The 20,555-nt window shown below is 69.1% G+C and carries 21 protein-coding genes; 16 read left to right on the top strand and 5 right to left on the bottom strand.

Annotation, left to right across the window (positions count from 1 at the left end; translation table 11 throughout):
* Positions 1–44: 44 nt before the first annotated feature.
* A complete protein-coding gene (locus ACZ7OI_RS33455; RefSeq protein ID WP_470268087.1) occupies positions 45–1,085 on the bottom strand; it encodes a CobW family GTP-binding protein in 1,041 nt (346 codons plus the stop codon).
* Between the two features lie 117 nt (positions 1,086–1,202).
* Here ACZ7OI_RS33455 and ACZ7OI_RS33450 point away from each other — a divergent pair, with 117 nt between their 5' ends.
* Complete coding sequence (locus ACZ7OI_RS33450; protein ID WP_470268086.1) at positions 1,203–2,186, top strand: hypothetical protein; 984 nt, start codon at positions 1,203–1,205, stop codon at positions 2,184–2,186.
* Positions 2,187–2,195: 9 nt separating this feature from the next.
* Here ACZ7OI_RS33450 and ACZ7OI_RS33445 read toward each other — a convergent pair whose 3' ends face one another.
* On the bottom strand, positions 2,196–3,128 hold the full coding sequence (locus tag ACZ7OI_RS33445; RefSeq protein WP_470268085.1) for a nucleoside-diphosphate kinase: 933 nt from the start codon (positions 3,126–3,128) through the stop codon (positions 2,196–2,198).
* 80 nt (positions 3,129–3,208) lie between these two features.
* Positions 3,209–3,790, bottom strand: a complete 582-nt coding sequence (locus ACZ7OI_RS33440; protein ID WP_470268084.1) for a TetR/AcrR family transcriptional regulator C-terminal domain-containing protein — start codon at positions 3,788–3,790, stop codon at positions 3,209–3,211.
* A 90-nt stretch (positions 3,791–3,880) separates the two neighbouring features.
* Here ACZ7OI_RS33440 and ACZ7OI_RS33435 point away from each other — a divergent pair, with 90 nt between their 5' ends.
* From ACZ7OI_RS33435 to ACZ7OI_RS33385, 11 genes are all read left to right on the top strand, one after another.
* Positions 3,881–5,122 carry an FAD-dependent oxidoreductase gene (locus ACZ7OI_RS33435; protein ID WP_470268083.1) on the top strand — a complete coding sequence of 414 codons (1,242 nt, stop codon included), beginning with the start codon at positions 3,881–3,883 and terminating at the stop codon, positions 5,120–5,122.
* A gap of 961 nt (positions 5,123–6,083) precedes the next feature.
* Complete coding sequence (locus tag ACZ7OI_RS33430) at positions 6,084–6,875, top strand: YqcI/YcgG family protein (RefSeq protein ID WP_470268082.1); 792 nt, start codon at positions 6,084–6,086, stop codon at positions 6,873–6,875.
* 13 nt (positions 6,876–6,888) lie between these two features.
* Positions 6,889–7,707 (top strand): arginase family protein, encoded by an 819-nt coding sequence (locus ACZ7OI_RS33425; RefSeq protein ID WP_470268081.1) that lies wholly within the window; start codon positions 6,889–6,891, stop codon positions 7,705–7,707.
* 34 nt (positions 7,708–7,741) lie between these two features.
* A complete protein-coding gene (gene dapF, locus ACZ7OI_RS33420) occupies positions 7,742–8,602 on the top strand; it encodes a diaminopimelate epimerase (protein WP_470268080.1) in 861 nt (286 codons plus the stop codon).
* Positions 8,577–9,539: a cysteine synthase A gene (gene cysK, locus ACZ7OI_RS33415; protein WP_470268079.1), complete on the top strand. Its 963-nt coding sequence runs from the start codon at positions 8,577–8,579 to the stop codon at positions 9,537–9,539. Before dapF ends, cysK begins: the two co-directional genes overlap by 26 nt.
* Before the next feature lie 21 nt (positions 9,540–9,560).
* Positions 9,561–10,667 (top strand): homoserine O-acetyltransferase MetX, encoded by a 1,107-nt coding sequence (metX, locus tag ACZ7OI_RS33410; protein WP_470268078.1) that lies wholly within the window; start codon positions 9,561–9,563, stop codon positions 10,665–10,667.
* A 30-nt stretch (positions 10,668–10,697) separates the two neighbouring features.
* Positions 10,698–11,435: an SDR family oxidoreductase gene (locus ACZ7OI_RS33405; RefSeq protein WP_470268077.1), complete on the top strand. Its 738-nt coding sequence runs from the start codon at positions 10,698–10,700 to the stop codon at positions 11,433–11,435.
* Positions 11,432–12,334, top strand: a complete 903-nt coding sequence (locus ACZ7OI_RS33400) for an ATP-grasp domain-containing protein (RefSeq protein ID WP_470268076.1) — start codon at positions 11,432–11,434, stop codon at positions 12,332–12,334. The genes ACZ7OI_RS33405 and ACZ7OI_RS33400 overlap by 4 nt, the downstream gene beginning before the upstream one ends.
* 150 nt (positions 12,335–12,484) lie before the next feature.
* On the top strand, positions 12,485–13,333 hold the full coding sequence (locus tag ACZ7OI_RS33395) for an aminodeoxychorismate lyase (protein ID WP_470268075.1): 849 nt from the start codon (positions 12,485–12,487) through the stop codon (positions 13,331–13,333).
* Between the two features lie 724 nt (positions 13,334–14,057).
* Positions 14,058–15,251 (top strand): CynX/NimT family MFS transporter, encoded by a 1,194-nt coding sequence (locus ACZ7OI_RS33390; RefSeq protein ID WP_470268074.1) that lies wholly within the window; start codon positions 14,058–14,060, stop codon positions 15,249–15,251.
* Between the two features lie 337 nt (positions 15,252–15,588).
* The gene (locus tag ACZ7OI_RS33385) at positions 15,589–16,095 is read left to right on the top strand and encodes a flavodoxin domain-containing protein (protein ID WP_470268073.1); all 507 of its coding nucleotides are present in this window, start codon (positions 15,589–15,591) and stop codon (positions 16,093–16,095) included.
* 6 nt (positions 16,096–16,101) lie between these two features.
* Here the strand turns inward: ACZ7OI_RS33385 and ACZ7OI_RS33380 are convergent, their stop codons facing one another.
* The gene (locus ACZ7OI_RS33380; RefSeq protein WP_470268072.1) at positions 16,102–16,671 is read right to left on the bottom strand and encodes a TetR/AcrR family transcriptional regulator; all 570 of its coding nucleotides are present in this window, start codon (positions 16,669–16,671) and stop codon (positions 16,102–16,104) included.
* A 70-nt stretch (positions 16,672–16,741) separates the two neighbouring features.
* Between ACZ7OI_RS33380 and ACZ7OI_RS33375 the strand changes: the two genes are divergently transcribed.
* Both ACZ7OI_RS33375 and ACZ7OI_RS33370 read left to right on the top strand, forming a co-directional pair.
* Positions 16,742–17,146: a nuclear transport factor 2 family protein gene (locus ACZ7OI_RS33375; RefSeq protein ID WP_470268071.1), complete on the top strand. Its 405-nt coding sequence runs from the start codon at positions 16,742–16,744 to the stop codon at positions 17,144–17,146.
* A gap of 184 nt (positions 17,147–17,330) precedes the next feature.
* Entirely contained in the window at positions 17,331–18,533 is a 1,203-nt protein-coding gene (locus ACZ7OI_RS33370) for an MFS transporter (protein ID WP_470268365.1), read from the top strand.
* A gap of 369 nt (positions 18,534–18,902) precedes the next feature.
* On the opposite strand, the gene ACZ7OI_RS33365 is transcribed toward ACZ7OI_RS33370, so the two are convergent.
* Entirely contained in the window at positions 18,903–19,580 is a 678-nt protein-coding gene (locus ACZ7OI_RS33365) for a hypothetical protein (RefSeq protein WP_470268070.1), read from the bottom strand.
* A 12-nt stretch (positions 19,581–19,592) separates the two neighbouring features.
* Between ACZ7OI_RS33365 and ACZ7OI_RS33360 the strand changes: the two genes are divergently transcribed.
* Together ACZ7OI_RS33360 and ACZ7OI_RS33355 are read left to right on the top strand one after the other, a co-directional pair.
* Positions 19,593–19,982 carry a PadR family transcriptional regulator gene (locus ACZ7OI_RS33360; protein ID WP_470268364.1) on the top strand — a complete coding sequence of 130 codons (390 nt, stop codon included), beginning with the start codon at positions 19,593–19,595 and terminating at the stop codon, positions 19,980–19,982.
* Between the two features lie 127 nt (positions 19,983–20,109).
* On the top strand, positions 20,110–20,555 hold a 446-nt coding region (locus ACZ7OI_RS33355), incomplete at its 3' end, for a PHP domain-containing protein (protein ID WP_470268069.1).

The raw sequence follows: 20,555 nt of genomic DNA, 5'->3' as shown, positions 1-20,555 counted from the left end.
GCTACCCGGCCATACTGCGACTCCCGCTCCCTTAATCGCCGCGTTTAGCTTTCTTCGGCGTGGCGCGATGACTCCCCGTCGGGCTCGTCCACATATCGAAGAAAGCGCAAAAGCCCCCGCTCATCAGCTCCCGCGTCCTCATCCACGCACGCCCGAAGCTCCCGCTCCATCCCGGCCGAATCAATCCCGACCCCGATCAACACCAGCTCCGTCCGACGTCCCCCAGCAGGCCACGCGGACCGCTCCACCTGCATAAACGCCCCGACCGTATGCAACTCGAACCGAGACCGGCCTCCCTCCGCCCCGAGATCGACCTGCCCCTTGACCCGATACAACCCGCCGGGCCGGCTCTCCAGAAATGCCATGAACCGCCGAGGGGAAAGCGGCCGATCAGACGTGAACGTGACGCTCTCGTACCGCGCGTGCAAATGCTCGGAATGATCATGTTCACGAAGATCGTCAAAAGACAACTGCCCGTAACTCTCCCGAGGCCGGGCATCGAAAAACAACGCCGGATCAACCCGCCCGCGCTCAGTCGGCACCACCGGCACCCCGGGCGCGTACTCCTCGACCACGCCACGCACCTTGGCCACCGTGTCCGCGTCAGCCCGGTCGACCTTGTTGAGAACCACGAGGTCGGCCACCCGCAAGTGCTCGGCAAGCTCCGGATGCCGCTCCCGAGTGGCCTCGAACTCCACCGCGTCGACCACCTCGACCAGTCCGCCGTAGCGAATATCCGGGTTCTCGCTGGCGATCATCAACCGCAGCAGGTCCCGCGGCTCGGCGATCCCGCTGGCCTCCACGACGATCACATCGATGCCGGCCTCCGGCCGGGACAGCTTGCCGAGCATGGCGTCCAGCCCGCTGGCGTCCACCGCGCAGCACAGGCACCCATTGCCCAGCGACACCATCGTATCGACCTGCCCGGCGACCGCGAGCGCGTCGATGTTCACGCGCCCGAAGTCGTTGACCACCACGCCGACCTTGGCGCCCTGGCGGTTGGCGAGCAGGTGGTTGAGCATTGTGGTCTTCCCCGCGCCGAGAAAACCCGCGACGAGAACTACCGGAACCCGCTGCCTGGCCACGCTTCAACCCCTTCTGTCGTCCGGGCCGTCGACGATACCCGGCGGCGCCGGACGGGCAGGCCTTGCCGCCGCCGCGAACGGGATCGGCGGAGTGCGCCGCTGTGGCACGATGACCAGATGATCTGGACGCCGGGCAGGCAGGACCGGGTCGACGGCATGCCGACGGCCGGGGAATGGCGGCAGTTGTCGGTCGTGCCGGAGAAACGGGAGGTCTTCGGCTACGACTTGTACTTCCGCGAGGGCTGGGCGGACGTGCTCTCGGTGTTCGGCGCCGACGCGACCGGTGTGCTCGACGGGCTGGCGATGCTGGTGGTCAAACCGGACGCGGTGGTCGGCCGCAGGCTCGGTCTCACCATGGAGTACTTGGCGGACAACGGTTTCGTGCCGGTCGCGACCACACGCTTCGGCTATACCCGGCATTCGATGCGCGAGGTGTGGCGCTACGACTGGCACATCTACACCGTCGACCGGCTGCAGCTGTGCTCTTTCTATTACCTCGCCAACGATGTGCTGCTGTTCCTGGCGCGCGACGTCCGTCCGGTCGCGGGATTGCCCGCGACGGTCCGGCTCTGCGAACTGAAGGGCGTCGGCGATCCGGCCCGGCGCCTGCCGCATCATCTGCGCACGAAGCTGAACCCGCCCAACCGGATCCTGAATTTCGTGCACGTCGGCGACGAACCGGCGGACATCGTGCGCGAGCTGGCGATCTTTCTCGACCGTCCGGAGCGGCTCCGGTTTCTCGAGGACCTGCGGGAGCATCTCGCCGAGGATCGCACGGCACAGGCGCGGGCCGAAATCGCTGCGATCGAAGCGGATTGCCCCGCGCACGACCTGGATATCGACGCGACGCTGGGCCGGCTGGCCCCGGCGGCGGGCGATTCCGCGATCGCGCGGTTGCGGGAAATCGTGGCGGTCGGCGACCGGATCACCTGGGACGAGCTGGCCGAGTGGGTGCCCTTCGACAAGGTCGACCGCTGGGACGTGATCGTGACGGCGTCGTTCGTCGTGCACAACGAGCGTCCGGTGCCGCATGCGTTGCTGCCGCCGGTTTCGGCGGAGGCATGGACCGCGCGGGCGGCGGATCGCCCGGTCGTCGGCTGACCAGTTCGTCTACAAAGGACGCCGTGCCCGGGGTTTGTCCCAGAGCACGGGTTCCGGGTTGGAGATCAGCTTCGTCTCGCCGGGTTCGTCGCAGTCGATCAGGCTCGCCCCGACCGCGGCGAGGTCCCAGCGATCGACCTCGGCTCCGCTTGCGGCGACGGTCTCGGCGACCTCGACCCAGGGCACGGATTCCCCGAGCCGCAGGCGTTCCAGCAGTTGAAGCGCCTGGTTGCCGTGCTCGGACCGCTTGAGCGCGTCCGCCACGGCATCGGCGGCCGGGTCGGCGTCGAAGGTCCGCGGGACGGCGACGGCTTCGGCGGCGAGTGCTTCTTCGAGCGACGGGAGACCGGTCGCCTCGCCGGAGGCCAGTGCGTTCAGTGCTTCCCGCCGCTGCGCCGGGTCGAGCAGCAGACCGAGTTCCCGGACCAGATCGGCGGGCTCGTCGGCGACGTGGACGTAGCTGAAGTTGCGGTTGTGCTGGCGCAGCAGGGCGCGCAGCGTGCCGGGCTTCTGCTGCGCCAGATCGGCTGAGCCTTTCAGCGAGGCCAGTCGCGTCGTCGCGGGCATCGGCCCTGGCTGCTCGTCTCGCAGGAACAACAGCAGGCCGGTGCCGGCGTAGATCAGGTCGTTCAGCGCGAGCCGGTCCACGGTGGCCGACGTCAGCTGGTACCGCCACATCTCCCGCCACAACAACCCGGTGAACGCCGGGCGCTGCACGGCCTCGACGGCGAATCCCTGCTGCTGGAGCCAGTCGAGCACCGGGCGCACCTTGCCCGCGGCGATGCCGTCCGGTTTGACCATCAGCAATGCGTGCCGGCGCAGGACTTCCGCGGCCCGGTCGCCGAGGAACCGGGCGACGTCGCGGGCGCCTTCCCGGAAATAGGTTTCGCGGCGGTAAGCGGTGCGCTTCGCGGGCATGCGCGTGAGCGCGGCCCAGTCCATGTCGTCGATCTTCGCCCCCAGGTCGGTCCTCTGCCGCGAATGGTATCCCGGACGCGCCCCCGCGGGCCGAAACCGGCGGGTCAACCGCGCTGGGCGGCGGCGGACTGGGCGCGCTGGGCCAGGCCGTCGATGATCAGGGTCAGTCCGTCGTCGAACGCGGACGCCGGGTCCGGGCCCGGGTGTCCGGGGATTTCCGGGGCTTCCGCGGCGTCGGCCTGTTCCTCCAGCACGCTCCCGACGGTGAAATGGCTGGTGGCGAGCATCGCCGTCCGCGCGTCCCGTTCGGACAGCCCGGAGGCGGTCAGGAAGGCCACTTTGTGGAGGGCCCGGGAGAGCCCCGCGCCTTGGGGGCGGGTGCCGGCGTGCAGCCGCGCGCCGTCGCGATGGGCCAGCAGCGCGCGGCGGAAGCTGTGGGAGTTCTCCCGGAGCCAGTCGCGCCAGTCGTCCGACGGCGCGGGCAGGGGAGTTGTCGCGTGGGCTGCCATGGCGGCGTCCGCCATCGCGGTGAGCAGCGCGGCTTTGCGCGGGAAGTGCCAGTAGAGCGAGGGCTGTTCGACCCCCAGCCGTTTCGCCAGCCGCCGGGTGCTCACTTCGTCGAGTCCGAGTTCGTCGAGGAGGGCAAGCGCCTCGGTGACGATGGTCTCGCGGTCCAACTTCGCCATCCCGGCACTTTATCACCGATAGGGATTGACAACCTATCGGTGATAGATGATGCTCGCCGTATCGCCTATCACTGAAAGGGAGGCAGGACCATGGCAGGCACGGAAGCACGGAAAGTCCTGGTGTGCGGGGGAGGAATCGCTGGTCAGGCGCTCGCTTACTGGCTGGGCAGAAGCGGTCACCAGGTCACGGTCGTCGAACGCCATCCGGAGCTGCGGGCCGCGGGCGCGCAGATCGACCTGCGCGGGCAGGGCATCGAGGCGATCGACCGGATGGGGCTGCTCGACGCGGTGCGCGGCATCCGGGTCGACGAGCCGGGGGTGGCGTTCGTGGACGGACGGGGCCGCCGGTGGGGCACCGTGCTGGCCAACACCTCCGGCAAGGGCCGCCAGACCATGACCTCGGAGTACGAGATCATGCGCGGGGACCTGGTGCGTGTTCTGCACGAAGCGGTCCAGGGCGACGTCCGCTTCGTGTTCGGGGTGGGGGTCGAGAGCTTCGAGCAGGACAGCGATGGTGTCCGCGCGCACTTCTCCGATGGCACGTCAGAGGACTTCGACATCCTGATCGGCGCTGACGGGCAGGGCTCGCGCATCCGCCGGGACATCCTCCCGGCCGGCGACCCCAGCCCGTACTGGCCGGTCGGCATCCACATGGCGTATTGGTTCATCCCGCGCGACGCGACCGACGACAGCATCCGCGAGACCTACAACGCGCCCGGCGGCCGAATGATCATGCGGCGCAGTCACAATCCCGAGCAGACCCAGGTCTATTTCGCGCTGTGGGAGAACTCCGAGGAAGCGACCGCGGTGCACCGGCAACCGGTCGAGCAGCAGAAACGGTTCTGGGCCGACCGGTTCCGCGATGCGGGCTGGCAGACCCCGCGGTTCCTCGAAGGCCTGCGGGACACCGAATTCTTCTACTCCCAGGAGGTCGTCCAGGTCCGGACCGGCACCTGGTCGCGAGGCCGGGTCGCGCTCGTCGGAGACGCCGGGTACTGCGGTTCTCCTTACAGCGGCATGGGCACCTCCGCCGCGCTGGCCGGCGCTTACGTTCTGGCCGGGGAGATCAATCAGAGCCCGGGCGACCTCCCGGCCGCGTTCGCGAGGTACCAGGCGACGTTGCGGCCGTTCGTCGAGCGCGTGCAGGGCGAGGTCAATCCGAAACTGCTGCGATTCGGCTTCCCGCGAGGCAAGCTCGGAGTCGGAACCATCCGAGCCGGGGGAGCGGCGGCCGCTTTTCTGCGGATTCCCGAACTGGCGGCGCGATTCGCCAAAGAAGACCGTGGCGGAGACTGGCAGCTTCCGGAATATTCCGACGCCCTCAAGGCTTAGCGCGCTCCGGCCCGGCGTGGTTGCCTGCCGGGCACGATCGGGATTTCTCCGGCGGGTGAAGCACCGATGAGCAATTCGCCAAGAAATGCCGAACGCTTCGGCGGATCGCTTTCGCGCGCCAGCCGATGTCTGTGAACGCCGCTTCGTCCTGAATATGCGAAGTTTCGCCGCCGTGCGGGCGGAATGGCGGAGTCCGCGGCGGCCGATCGGGCTACGACCGCGGCATGGCCGGCGGCTGACCAGTCGAACCGGACCCGGCCCTCATCATGCGGAACGCCTGCGCGGCGCGGAACGGGCGGGTATCGGCAGTCTACTGTGGACGATGCTGTTTTGTCCTCGCCGCCAGGCGTTTTCAGTGGCCCAGGCCCGCTATGGCTGTCGATCCCGCACCCTCCCGTCCGGGAATTGCGCCGGATGCCGGAAGCGAATTGCTCGGTTCCGCGTATTGCCTCGACAGATTCTCCGACATTCCATTTTTTCGCGTAGAATGTTGTTCACCCGGATGGTCGCTGCGCCGGTTTGCCCGGGTCCATAGAGTCTGAGGAGCAGCGCTGGTCCAGTGGGGGAATAACCGCCAGCGGCTTCGCATCGCGGCTTGCACACGGCCGTGCCGGGCAGGGACGGGTGCGGGTGAGCCCCGGACGCGCCGCGGACGGCACCGGACCGGTCGGCTGCGCGAACACCCTGTATTCGCACGGCATTGAGCACGCTGCGCATCGCGAGCACTCCAGCACCACGCAGCGGAGCACCACCACGACCACCCGCGCCACCGTCCGCACCGGCCGGCGGCGCTTCGCATGCCCGGACGATCGACGTCGCACCGGGGCGGCCGTCGACCAGCCGGAATCCGTTCCGCGGGTCCGCCGGAGAAATCCCGCACGGCCGGCTCCCGCGACTGAGGCCCGGCCGGACGGCGGAGAGGACCACGTATCCCGAGGAAGAATATTCCCGGAGGGCCGGAATGCACCGATTGCTCGAATCCCGCAGCACGACCTTGACCACCCAGCAGGAGGCCGAAACGTTCGGGGACGACTGGCGCGCCGCGGCGTTCCGCGACGTCGAGTCCCGGCTCACCGACCGCGGTTTCCCTTGTGTCTTCTCGAGAAACGCGTTCCGGAAGAGGCTGCTGCTGTTCGCCTTCGCCGAGGACGCCGGACCGGACGGCGTGGCGAGACTGGGCGCCGCGCTCGCCGACTACGTCGAGCTTTCCCGGAACTGGAACGGCCATCTCGACACCGCGTACCCCTTGCTGATCGTGTTCTCCCCCTCGGCCGTCTCGGCCCGGTCGGTCGCCGGGTACCAGGCGTTCGGCTGGGAGGTGCTCCAGAAGCTGCACCACGCCGACCCGGCCCCGTGGCCGGAGAACGTCGGCACCGACCCCGGCGAAAGCTCGTGGTCCATGTGTTTCAACGGAATGCCGTTGTTCTTCAACATGAGCAACCCCGCGCACGAGGTCCGGCGCAGCCGCAACCTCGGCGAGCATTTCGTGCTCGTGGTCAACCCGCGCGAGCGGTTCGACGCGGTCGCGGGCGACACCCCGAGCGGCCGCAAGGTCCGCAGCAACATCCGGGCGAGAATCGACCGCTACGACCTCGCCCCGCGCGCCCGCCAGCTCGGCTCCTACGGCGTCGCCGGGCTCGAATGGTGGCAGTACGGCCTGCCCGAGGACGACGTCGACCGGACCGATTCCTGCCCGTTTTCCTTCCGGGCACCCGAAACCGCGCAGCCGGACGGGGCCGCGGCCCCTATCTGATCGGAGACAGGCGATGATGGAAGTGATCGTTTCCCAGGGCCGCATAGGAGATCGCGGCGCGGGAATGATCGAGGGCGCGGCCCGCACGGCGCGTGCGCTGCACGAGCGGTACGGCGTCGAGGTTCGTTTCGTCGGCACTCCCGCCGGCCCGGAGGACGACGACTGGACGGCCAGCCTCCCGGCCGCGGAGGAGACGCTTTCCGGCCTGGCGCAAGCGGTTTCGGCGAGCGTCACGGCCGGACGGCGCACGGTGCTCGCGGCCAACACCTGCTCGGCCAGCCTCGCGACGCTGCCGGCCGCGGTCCGGGCGTACCCGGACTGCGCGGTGCTGTGGATCGACGCGCACGGCGACTTCAACACCCCGGACACCACGGAATCGGGCTACCTCGGCGGAATGGCGCTTTCCGGCGCGTGCGGACTGTGGGAAAGCGGGCACGGCGCGGGCGTCGATCCCAGCCGCGTCGTCCTCGTCGGCGCGCGCGACATCGATCCGTCCGAACGCGAATTGCTGGACAAGGCGGGCGTGCGGATCCTCGTCCCGGCGGAGGTCACCGGGCAGCGGGTCGCGGCGGCCGTCGGCGGTGCGCGGGTGTGGGTGCACATCGACTGGGATGTGCTGGAACCGGGCACGGTGCCCGCCGACTACCACGTGCCGGACGGCCTGGCGCCAGGACTGATCCGCGAGATCCTGGAAGCGATCCCGGCCGCTGACGTCCTCGGCCTCGAACTCGCCGAGTTCGCCGCGACCGGCGACGAAGAAACCGACGCGCGCGCGACCGAGTCCATTATGGACATGGTCGCCCCGGTGTTCGCGACCACGGCGGTGCGATGAACCGGCGCACGACGGCCGTCGTAAGGCGGCACCGGTGAGTCCTTCGCTTCCGTTCACCAAAATGCACGGGTGCGGCAACGATTTCGTCGTGCTCGACCTGCGGGACGCGCCCGCGCCGTCGCCGGAACTGTGCCGGGCGCTCGCCGACCGGCACACCGGCGTCGGCTGCGACCTGATCCTCGGGATCCGGCCGCCGCGCAGCGCTTCCGCGGTCGCCGCGTTCGAGATCTGGACCGGCGAAGGCGAAAGCTCGCTGCAGTGCGGCAACGGCGCCCGCTGCGTGGCCTCCTGGCTCGTCCGGGCCGGGCTGGCGCGTCCGCCGTCTTTCGACATCGACAGTCCGAGCGGCACGCATCCGGTGGAAGTCCTGGGAGACAACACGTTCAGCATCGGGTTGACCGTTCCGCGGTTCGCTCCCGAGCAGATCCCGTTGTCCGGCTTCGCGAGCCGGGACGGCCGGTACGAGGCCGCGCTGGCGGACGGGACTCTCGTCCGCTTCGCCGCGGCCTCCACCGGCAACCCGCACGTGGTGCTCGAAGTCGACGACGTCGGCGCAGCTCCGGTGGCGCGGCTCGGCCCGGAGGTGCGGGCGCTTCCCGGCCTGCCGCCGACGGTCAACGTCGGATTCGCCGAAGTCGCGGCGCGCGACCGGATCCGGTTGCGGGTCCACGAATTCGGCGCGGGCGAGACGCTCGCCTGCGGCAGCGGAGCCTGCGCGGCCGCCGCGGTGCTGATCCGGGCCGGGCGGCTCGACCGGAACGTGACGGTCGAGGTGCCCGGCGGGGAACTCCGGATCGGCTGGCCGTCCGAAGAGGAGCCGATCGTCCTGGCCGGTCCGGCCACGACTGTGTACGAAGGAGGATTCCGTCATGCCGCTGTACTCCAGCATTCTTGACGCGATCGGCCGCACGCCGATCGTGCGGCTGAACCGGATGGCGCCCGGGCACGTCTCGGTGTACGTCAAGGTCGAGTCGTTCAACCCGGGCGGCTCGGTGAAGGACCGGCTGGCGCTGGCCATCGTCCTCGACGCGGAGGCGAGGGGAGAGCTCAAACCCGGCGACACGATCGTGGAGTGCACGTCCGGCAACGTCGGCATCGCGCTGGCGATGGTGGCGGCCGCGCGCGGGTACCAGTTCGTCGCGGTCCTCGGCGACACGTATTCGGTGGAGCGGCGCAAGCTGATCCGCGCGTACGGCGGCAAGGTGCTGCTCTTCCCCGGCCACCTCGGCAGCCTCGGCGGCAACCGGATCGCCGACGAGCTGGCCGAGAAGCACGGTTGGTTCCGCGCCCGCCAGTTCGAGAACCCGGCCAACCCCGCGTACCACCGGGAGACCACGGCCGCGGAAATCCTCTCCGACTTCGCCGGGAAACGGCTGGACACCTTCGTCACCGGCTTCGGCACCAGCGGCACGATCACCGGCGTCGGGCAGATGCTCAAGCTCGCCCGGCCCGACGTGCGGACCGTCGTGCTGGAACCGGAAAAGGCGGCTGTGCTGGCCGGGCAGTCGTGGAATCTGCACCAGCTGCAGGGATTGGCTCCGAACTTCGTCCCCGGCGTGATGGACCGGACCGTGATCGACGAGCTGGTGACGATCGACGACGAACTGGCCAGGGACACCGCGCGCCGCCTGGCCGCCGAGGAGGGGATCTTCGCCGGAATGTCCGCGGGCGCGACGCTGGCCGCCGCGCTGCGCGAAGCGGAGAGCTCGCCCGAGGGCGCGGTGCTGCTCGCGATGCTGCCCGACACCGGCGAACGGTATCTGTCCAGTTTCTGGTTCGAAGGGATCAGCGACGGTTCGGACGACGAATGGCTGGCCTCGCTCGGTGAGTGACGTACGACCACCTGGGGACCCATGATGCACGAGTTCATTCCTCCGGCCACGCGGTTCGCCCGGCTGCCGGAGAGGTTCGGCATGAAACGCGGCGGGGTGCTGCACGGCGCGCGCGTCGCCTACGAGACCTTTGGGCAGCCCACTGCGGCACGAGACAACGTCATCCTGCTGCTCACCGGGCTTTCGCCGGACGCGCACGCCGCGTCCAGTCCGGCGGACCCCGCTCCCGGCTGGTGGGAGTCGATGGTGGGACCGGGCAAGCCGATCGACACCGGCCGGTGGCACGTGATCTGCGTGAACTCGCTCGGCGGCTGCCAAGGATCGACCGGGCCCGCCTCGCGCGATCCGGCGACCGGCCAGCCGTACCGGCTCAGCTTTCCCGAACTGTCCATTGAGGACATCGCGGACGCCGCGGCGAACACGGTGCGGCACCTGGGATTCGAGCGGCTGGCGTGCGTCGTCGGCGCTTCGATGGGCGGGATGAGCGCGCTCGCGTTGCTGGCCCGGCATCCGGAGCTGGCGCGCAGCCACGTCAGCATCTCCGCCGCCGCGCATTCGCTGCCGTACTCGATCGCGATCCGTTCCCTGCAACGGGAAGCGATCCGGTCGGATCCACTGTGGAACGACGGGCACTACCTTCCGGAGCGCTATCCGGAACGCGGCATGCTGACCGCGCGCAAGATCGGCATGACCACCTACCGGTCGGCGCGGGAATGGGAACGCCGGTTCGGCCGCGAGAGATCCGGGACCGGGGACGCCGCGTTCGGCCCGGAGTTCGCCGTCGAGTTCTATTTGGACCATCACGCGCGCCGGTTCGTGCGCCGGTTCGATCCGAACAGCTACCTCTATCTCAGCCGCAGCATGGACCGGTTCGACCTCGGCGAGCTGTGCGGCGGCAGCACGGCCGGGGCGCTGGCGCGGCTGCGGGTCGAGCAAGCGCTCGTGATCGGCACCGAGACGGACATCCTGTTCCCGCTGCACCAGCAGCGGCAGATCGCCGACGGACTGCGGGCTGGCGGCGCGGACGTCGAGTTCCTCGCGCTGGAATCCGACCTCGGCCACGACGCGTTCCTGGCGGACCTCGACAGTTTCGGGCCGCCGGTGGCGAAATTCCTGTCCACCCTGTGACCCCCGGACCGACAAGAGAGCGAGACCGATTTGGACGACACCATTGCCCTGGTCACCGGAGCCAACCGCGGCATCGGGTTCGAGATCGTGCGGCAGCTCGCCGACCGCGGCGTCCGCGCGGTGCTCAGCGGGCGCGACGAAACCGCCGTCGAGACAGCCGCGGCGGGATTGCGCGACGCGGGCCTCGCCGTCGAAGGGCTTCAGCTCGACGTGACCGACCCGAAGAGCATCGCGTCCGCCGCGGCGGAGCTGGAAACCCGGTACGGACGGCTCGACATCCTGGTCAACAATGCGGCCGTGCGGATCGAGAAGTACGGCAAGCAGCCGTCCGAGCAGACGCTCGCCGAATGGCGGGAAACCTTCGACACCAACCTGTTCGGCACGGTGGAGACGACGCTGGCGATGCTGCCGCTGATTCGCAAGTCGGCCGCCGGGAGGATCGTCAACGTGTCGAGCCTGCTCGGTTCGCTCACCCGGCACAGCGATCCCGAGTCCTACACCCACAGCGACACCTTCAAGGCGCTTCCGGCCTACAGCGCCACGAAAAGCGCGGTGAACTCGTGGACCGTGCACCTGGCGTACGAGCTGCGGGACACGCCGATCAAGGTCAACTCGGCGCATCCCGGCTACACCAAGACCGGCATGAACGACGGAGCCGGCGACCTCGAACCGGCGGACGGCGCCGTGACCAGCGTCGAGCTCGCGCTGCTCGACGAGGACGGCCCGAGCGGCAGTTACGTGCACGCCGGGAAGGTCCTGCCGTGGTGACCCGCACCGTCGCTCTCGTGACCGATCGGGTCAGCCTGCCCATCGACTACGACATGCCGCTGCTGCGCGAGGCCTGCGCGAAAATCGGGCTCGGCACCGAGGTCTGCCAGTGGGAAGACGCCGAGGTCGACTGGTCCCGGTTCGACGCGGTCGTGCTGCGCTCGCCGTGGAACTACGTGGACCAGCTGCCGGAATTCCTGGCCTGGTGCGAACGGGTCGAGAAGGCGACGCTCCTGCTCAACCCGCTCGCGGTCGCGCGGTGGGCGCTGGACAAGTCCTATCTGGCGGACCTGGCCGCGCTCGGCGTCCCGGTCGTCCCGAGCCGGTTCGCCGCCCCCGGAGACGACCCGGACGTCGTGGTGCGGGAAGTGCTGGAGCAGCATCACGACGCGACGGAAATCGTCGTCAAGCCCGGGATCGGCGCGTATTCGCGCAATGTCCGCAGATTCACCCGGCCGGCGGCGCCCGAAGCCGCCGCGCATCTGTCGAAGCTGTTCGGCGAGGGCGGGCACGCGCTCGTCCAGCCGTATCTCGCGTCGGTCGACCGGGACGGCGAAACGAACCTGATCTATTTCGACCGGGAGTACAGCCACGCGATCCGCAAGGCCGCGATGCTGATGCCGGACGGAACCGTGCACGTCCCGACGCTCGATTTCCGCAAACCGCGCGTGGCCGACGAGGACGAACGCGCGGTCGCCTCCGCCGCTCTCGATGCCGCCGCGAGCCATCTCGGACTGGACCGGCCGCTGCTGTACGGCCGCGTCGACCTGGTCCGCGACGACCGGGGACAGCCTCGGGTGCTGGAACTGGACATCTGCGAACCGTCGCTCAACCTGCCCTTCGGCGACGGCAGCGCCCTGCGGTTCGCCACCGTTCTCGCCGACCGAGTCGGCTCCTGACCCCCCCATCCACAACGCGGGATCGCGTCGGCGTCTGACGGAGTTGCGTGCACGGCCCCCCGGGCCGGGTACGCAACTCCGTCAGACGCCGACCTCAAGGCGATCCCGCACGCGCCGACGAAGTCGGCGCCAAACACAAAGGATCGAGACATGCGTGTTCTTGGCTACCTGGACGGTTCCGTAGCCGACCCGGACGACCCGGCGATCAAGGTCGCCGACCTCGGCCTGCTCCGCGGCGACGGGGTGTTCGAGACGGTCCTGATCGAGGACGGCGAACCGCGGGAACTGGACCTGCACTTAGACCGGCTGGCCCGGTCGGCGCGGATGATGGAGCTGCCCGAGCCGGACGACGCGCGGTGGGAGCGGGCCATCCGCGCGGTGACCGACCACTGGCCGGATGACAGCGAAATCGCGATGAAACTCATCTACACCAGGGGATTGGACGCCGAGCCCGACTCCCCGCCGACGGCTTTCGCGCTCGGGCTCGAGGTCAGCCCGAGGATGATGCGCGAGCGGACCGAGGGAATCGCCGCGATCACCCTGGAGCGAGGCGTCGAACCGGGCCTCGCCGAACGCGCGCCGTGGCTCCTGCTGGGCGCGAAGACGCTGTCGTACGCGGTGAACATGGCCGCCCTGCGCGAGGCCGACCGGCGCGGCGCGTCGGACGTCATCTTCACCGCGACCGACGGTTCGGTGCTGGAAGGCCCGACGGTGTCGGTGGTGATGGTGCGCGGCCGGACGCTGTACACGCCGCCGCCGATCATCGGCATCCTGCCCGGGACGACGCAGGCCGCGGTGTACCGGGGAGCGGAGAGGGCCGGTTTCACCGCGAAGATCGAAACGCTGACCGCGGACGACCTGTTCGCCGGCGACGGGGTTTTCGTCGCGTCGTCGGTGCGCAAGCTGACCCGGGTGCACACCCTGGACGGCAAAGTGCTGCCCGACTCGACCGAATTGCACCGCGAACTGAGCGCGGCTTACGAATCGGTGTACCGGTAAGGATCTTGCTTGCTCGGCGTGGGGGCGGGCAAGATCGGGACGGACGGTTTCGCCTGCTGGGGAGTGCCGGTGGGCGGTGGGGCGGGAATATTCCGGCCGGTCTGGATGTGCCTGCCGCTTCGGGGCGGCTCTGGCGGCGGTCGCATCCGGGGGCGGTTCGGGGAGGGGATCCGATGAGCGACGACCCGGTTCTGCGGGGTGCCTCCGGGGCGCGGGGGATTCCTGGTGTGGAGGTGCGGACTGTCTCCTGTCTGCCGGGGGTTGCTGGTGTGGAGGTGCGGACTGTCTCCTGTCTGCCGGGGGTTGCTGGTGTGGAGGTGCGGACTGTCTCCTGTCTGCCGGGGGTTCCTGGTGTGGGGGCGCGGACCGTCTCGTGTCTGCCGGGGATTCTCGATGTGGAGGCACGCGCCAGTCTCGTGTCTGCCGGGAGTTCTCGGTCCGGAGGCACGCGCCCGTCTCGTGTCCGCCGGAGATTCCCGGTACTGTCTCCTGTCCGCCGGGATTCTCGGCGCGGAGGCGCACACCGCCCCCAGCCTGCCGGAGATTCACGGTGCGGAGGTACGTACCGCCCCCAGCCTGCCGGGAGTTCCCGGTCCGGAGGCCGTGTCGTGACCGCTCGCCCCGCCCCCGCGCCCCTGCTGCGTCCCGAACCGATCCTGGCCGTCGATCGAGCCGCGAGAACCGCTCCCCGCCAGCCGGAACCGCCCGCCGCGGAGGCTGCCGCATGACCGCCCGTCCCGCCCCCGCGCTCCCCGAGCGCGGGACCCCGTTGCGTCCCGCGCTCGTCTTCGTCGGCGTCCTGCTGATCGCCACCAATCTGCGCGCCGCGATCACCACTCTCGGCCCCATCCTGAGCCTCGTCCAAGCCGACCAGGGGCTGTCGTCCGTAGCCGCCTCGGTTTTGGTCAGCGTGCCGCTCATCGCGTTCGCCGTGTGCTCGCCGATCGCGCCCAAGGTCGCCGCGAAGCTCGGGCTCGAGCGGGCGCTCGGCGCGGCGGTGCTGGTGCTCGCGGTCGGGATCCTGTTGCGTTCCACGCCGCCGCAGTTGTTGCTGTGGACCGGAACCGTGCTGCTCGGGGTTGCCATCGCGATCCTGAACGTCCTGCTCCCGGCGCTCGTCAAACGCGATTTCCCCACCCGCATCGGCCCGATCACCGGGACGTACACCGCGGTCCAGTCCGGCGTCGCCGCGATTGCCGCCGGGGTCGCGGTTCCGCTGGCCGGACAGCAGGCCGGCGGATGGCGGTTGTCGCTGGGGATCTGGGCTGGGCTCGCGCTCGTGGCGCTCGGCATTTTTCTGCCGCAACTGCGCCGTTCCGCGGCGGCACCGGCAATGGCGACTGGTGCGGCGCGGCCGTGGACGAGTGCGCTGGCTTGGCAGGTCACTATTTTCATGGGATTGCAGTCGCTGGCGTTTTACGTGCTGGTGACTTGGTTGTCTTCGATCGAGCATGCCGCGGGTATTAGTTCGGTGACTGCTGGGTTTCACCAGCTGCTGTTCAATCTTTCCGGGCTGGTCGGGAGCTTGGTTTGTTCCGCGCTTATTCACCGGTTGCCTGATCAGCGGGCGGTCGCTGTCGTCGGGTCGTTGTTGTTGACGACTGCGTTGACTGGGTTGCTGGTCGCGCCTGGGGTTGCGGTGGTGTGGGCTGTCCTCGCTGGGTTCGCCGGCGGGATTACGTTGGCGTTGTCGTTGTCGCTGTTTGGGTTGCGTACCAAGGATTATTCCGACGCTGGGGCGTTGTCCGGAATGGCGCAGTCTGCGGGTTATACGCTTGCTGCGGTGGGGCCGGTTGCTATTGGCGCGATTCATGACGCTACTTCGTCTTGGAAGCCTGCGCTTGGGGTGTTGATCGGGTTGGCGTTGGTTCAGGTTGTGTTTGGGGGGTTGGCTTCTCGGCCTAAAACTGTCGGTTGAGTGGTCGGTACTGCGTTGCGTGGGGCACCCCGAAGCTTGATTGTGCTGACGGTTCGGGGGTGCTTGTCAAGGCGGGAAAGATGCCTTGACAAGCACCCCCGAACCGCAGGGAGGCTTCGTATCGGGGTGCGGGGGAGGGGCTGGGTGCCTCGATAGCGGGTGCGCGGGCTGCGGGTGGGTGGGTCGTGAAGGGCTCCTTGAGGGAATCTGGTTCCGTGAGGGGCTCCTTGAGGGAATGCCGGTCTGTGAGGGGAACCCTGAGGGAGTCTGGGGCTGTGAAGGTGGCCCTCACGGCTTCGGGCGGGCGGGGTCTGCCGAAGGGGTGGACAATAAGGACATGATCAACGTCCTCGTCGCGCATGCGGGCAAGCGTGGCGGTACGCGCGAGATCGCTGAGGTTGTCGGCGAGGAGTTGCGTGCCGCCGAATTTGCCGTTGACGTGCGCGAGGCGGGCGAGGTCGACAGCGTCACGGGGTACGCCGCGGTGGTGGTCGGCAGTGCGCTCTACTACGCGCGGTGGCGGCCTGAGGCGGTGCGGTTGCTAGAGCGCAACACTGAAGCGTTGCGGGCGCGTCCGGTGTGGTTGTTCCACAGTGGACCGTGCGGGCCGGGCGCGAACCTGGTCCGGGTGAGTTTGCCTGCGCGGGTGACGTTGCTGGCCGCCGCGATTGATGCGGGGCGCACCGAGACGTTCGGCGGGCGGCTTGACCCGGCGCTTGCGGACGGCGTGCTGGAGAAGCTGATGGCTCGGGGCAATCGGGCCGGGGATTTTCGCGACTGGGACCGGATCCGGGCGTGGGCGCGGGACATCGGCCGCCGGGTGCAGTCTCGCGTCGCGATCTGAGGCGGGTCAGGACGCGCCGAGTACTCGCAACACCGTGGTGGACAGCTCTTTTTCGGCGTCCTCTGGGGAAAGCCGGCCTGCGTCGGCCTCCCCCGCGGCGGCGTGGCCTAGTTGGATGATGACTGTGACCAGCCAGTCCACGGGAGGCTGACGGTCGAACTCGCCGGCGCGCTGCCCGCGTTCGACGATCCGTCGCAACCGCTCGGCGACCGGCTCGTGCTGTTCGCGGCCGTCTTCTGCGGAGGACGCCGTCGAGCCGAAACGGCGCAGCAGCATCGGGTATCGCGAGGACGCTCGGCGGGCGGCGTCGAGCACCCGCAAGAGCGCGTCCGCGGCGGGGCCGGTGTCCGGGCCTGCGGCGTCCATCGCGTCGACGGCTTCTTCGGTGAGCCGGTCCAGCACTGCGGCCAGAAGCCGTTCGCGGGAAGGGAAATGGGCGTACACGGTCTGGCGGGTCACGCCCGCCGTCGTGGCGATGCCCTCGACGCTCGCGTCCGGATCGGCTTCCAGCACGCGGAGCGCCGCGTCCAGGATCGCGGCGCGGCTGCGCTGGGCGTCGGCGCGGAGTTTCGACATCTCTTACACCTTGTCAAAGTTAGCGTCAGCGGATATCTTACAGTGTGTCAGAGTTCATCGGGGAGGGGTCATGGACACGCTAGAGCGCATCGATCCGCATGCTGATCCGAAGGAGTTCATCGCGCGCTTCTTCACGTCGTTCACCGACGATCTGGTGCACACCGACGAGGACGCGGCGACGGTGGTCGATCGCTATCACGCGCACGACGTCGTGCAGATCGCCGACGGGGTGCGGATCGACCGCGACCGGCTGATCGCGCATTGCCGTCCAGTGCGGAAAAACCGGCCGGACGGCCGGATCGAAGTCCACGAGGCGATGGCCGACGGCGACCGCGTCGCCGCGCGGTATACGTTGCACGTGCGCCAGCGAGGAAAGGAGCTTGAGATCGAGGTGTCGTTCTTCGGGCAGTTCACCGTGGACGGTCGGATGCGCGAGGCGCATCTGCTGACCCGTTCGGTGAAAACGACCGAGTAACCCGATTCCTCCGCTTTCGCTTGGTATGTCGGGGAGATCCTGAGTCCACATGCGACTCTTGCCTCGCCGCCATGCCGGGGTGTAGACCAAGCCGGTGACCGAAAACGCAGCCGGGGGCAAGGAAAAACGCAAGCTCAACGCCGATCAGCGGAACTCGTTCCTCGCCGCGTGGCTCGGCTGGAGCATGGATGCCTTCGACTATTTCCTGGTCGTGTTCGTGCTCGCGGACATCGCGAAGGACAAATCGTTCGGGGCCACCGCCACGCAGCTGGCGTTCATCACCACCGCGACGCTCGTGATGCGCCCGGTCGGTGCGCTGCTGTTCGGACTGTGGGCGGACCGGGCCGGGCGGCGCATCCCGCTGATGGTCGACGTCCTGCTGTACTCGGCGGCGGGCGTGCTGTGCGCGGTCGCGCCGAACTTCACCGTGCTGCTGATCCTGCGGTTCGTCTACGGCGTCGGCATGGGCGGTGAATGGGGCCTGGGCGCGGCGCTCGCGATGGAGAAGATTCCCGTGGAGCGGCGCGGGTTCTTCTCCGGACTGCTGCAGGCGGGCTACTCCGCCGGATACCTGCTGGCCGCGCTGGCGTATCTGCTTTTCCACACCGCGCTCGGCCTGGAGTGGCGGTGGATTTTCGTGCTGAGCATTTTCCCGGCGCTGATCAGCCTGCTGATCCGGGCGCGGGTCAAGGAATCCGAGGTGTGGGAGGCGGCGCAGGAGAAGATGCGCGTCACCCGGACGTCGGTCAAGGACGTCCTGTTCAACGCGAAGGTGCTGCGCCGGTTCGGGTACCTCGTGCTGCTGATGACCGCATTCAACTGGATGAGCCACGGCACGCAAGACTTGTATCCGACATTTCTTAAGGCGACCGAGCACGGCGGCGCCGGCCTGAGCGCCGCGACCAGCACGTGGATCGCCGTGCTGTACAACGTCGGCGCGATCATCGGCGGACTGGTCTTCGGCTCGCTGTCGGAACGCTTCGGCCGCCGGATGACCATTGTCGGCGCGGCGGTGCTCGGACTGCCGATCATCCCGATCTTCGCCGTCGACCACGGGGCCGGGATGCTCGCGCTCGGCTCGTTCCTGATGCAGGTCATGGTCCAGGGCGCGTGGGGTGTCATCCCCGCGCACCTGACGGAAATGTCGCCGGACGCGATCCGCGGCTTCTTCCCCGGCGTCACCTATCAGCTCGGCAACCTGCTGGCCGCGCTGAACCTGCCGATCCAGCAGAGCATCGCACAGTCGCAGGGCTACACGGCCGCGCTGCTGTGGACGGTGATCCCGGTGCTCATCGCGGTCGCCGTGCTGACCTCCCTGGGCAAGGAGGCGAAGTCCATCCGCTTCGGAGGGGAAGGCGCGACGACCGCACCCGCCGGAACGTCCTGATCTTTTCCGTGTGCTGGTTCGGGCGGCCTTGCCGTCGAACAATCGCCGATATATCGTGGGCATATCGGCGATCGTTCGACGATGGAGGAGGACCACATGACAAGGACCGCAGGCGGAGGACACCTGTTCCGGGGCTTCGGCGGCCCGGAGCGTTTCGGCGGACGGGGGATGCCGTTCGGCTTCGGCCGGTCCGGGCCGGTTCGCCCTGGTGACGGCGGACGGGGGATGCCGCCGGGCAGGCCGGAGGCGGATCGCGACGGGCCTGGCGAGGGGAGGGGGCGACATCCGGGCGGGCCGGGGGAAGGACACGGGTGGCCCTGGGGAGGCGGGCCAGGCGGGGAGCGCGGTTGGGCCGGGCAGTTCGGCGGGTCAGGCGGGGAGCGCGGCTGGCCGGGGAATTCCGGCGGGTCGGGTGCGGAGCGCGGCTGGCTTGGGCAGTTCGGCGGGAGAGGTCTGGGGTTCGGCCAGCACGCGGTGTTCGGCGGACCCGGTGCCAGGTTTGGTCAGACAGGGCTCTTCGGGGCACCGGGAGTCAGCTTCGGCCGGCCTGGTCATCCGGACTGGCACACGGGCGAACCGGGCGACCATCACAGCTGGCCAGGCGAACCGGGCGAGCACCTCGGCCATCCGGACTGGCACGCGGGCGAGCCGGGCGACCATCACGGCCGGCCGGACGAGCACCTCGGCGACCAGCGGCATCCCGGCCACCCGGGTGAACACCCAGGACATCCAGGACATCCGGGGCGTCCCGGTGACGAGGAAGCCTGGGAAGGCACCGTCTTCGAGGCTCGCGGCGGCTTCCCTCCGGGGCCTCCCGGTCCGCCTGGACCGCCCGGACCGCCGCATCGTCCGGGGTTTCCCGGATTCCCGGGCTTCCCTGGCTTCCCGGGATTCCCCGGCGGACCGGGCGGTCCCGGCGGACCAGGCGGCCCCGGTGGCTTCTTCGGCGGCCCGCAGCACGGCGGCCGAGGCGGACGAGGCCCAGCCCGCCCAGCTCGCCCCGTGCGTCCGGCGGTTCTCGCCTTGCTGGCCGAGGAACCCCGCCACGGTTATCAGTTGATGCAGGAAATCCGGCGTCGCACGAATGACGAGTGGCGGCCCAGTCCCGGCTCCATCTACCCGATTCTGCAGCAGCTCGAGGACGAAGGTCTCGTCCGCACCGCGGAAGAGGGCGGGCGGCGCGTCGCGCATCTCACCGAAGCCGGGCGCGAGCACGTCGCCGGGCGGGAGGAGGAGTTCGCGGCGCTCTGGGAGTCTCCGGTGCGCGAGGAGGAACCGGGGGCTGACCGGTTCGCCGCGCTGTATCAGCAGATCGGCGAGCTGGGCGGGGCGGCGGCGCAGGTCGCGCACGCCGGCAGCGAGGCGCAGTTCGCGGAGGCGCGCAAGGTTCTCCGCGAAGCCCGTCGCCGGTTGTACGCGTTGCTCGCGGACGACGACTTCGAAGAATAAAATCCGCCGGTGGGTGAGTCCACAAAGGACTCACCCACCGGCGGTACCTCGGGGCACAACCGGAGGTGGTCCGAGCGCGCGTGTCGGTTGTTGGACGCCGTTGCGGTGCGGCGGGTCCAATGCGGCCATGCCATCGTTTGTCCACCTGCACGTCCACACCGAGTATTCGATGCTGGACGGTGCGGCGAAGATCGGTCCTCTGTTCGCGGAGGCGGCTCGGTTGGGCATGCCGGCTGTGGGGATGACTGATCACGGGAACATGTACGGCGGGGACGAGTTTTTTCAGACGTCGAAGAAGCACGGGATCAAGCCGATCATCGGTATCGAGGCGTATGTGGCGCCGGAGAGCCGGTTTCACAAGAAGCCGGTGTTCTGGGGGCAGTCGAACCAGCGGGGCGCGGACGAGCTGGGCGAGGGCGGCGATGTTTCGGGTGCGGGTGCGTATACGCACATGACGATGCTGGCGGGGAACGCGACGGGGTTGCGGAATCTGTTCAAGTTGTCGTCGTTGGCGTCGATTCAGGGGTATTACCGGAAGCCGCGGATGGATCGTGAGCTGATCGCGGAGAACGC

This window comes from Amycolatopsis sp. NPDC114503, assembly GCF_055633655.1.
Note: the sequence above shows the minus strand (reverse complement) of the source record. Positions and strands in the feature narration are given on the sequence as shown.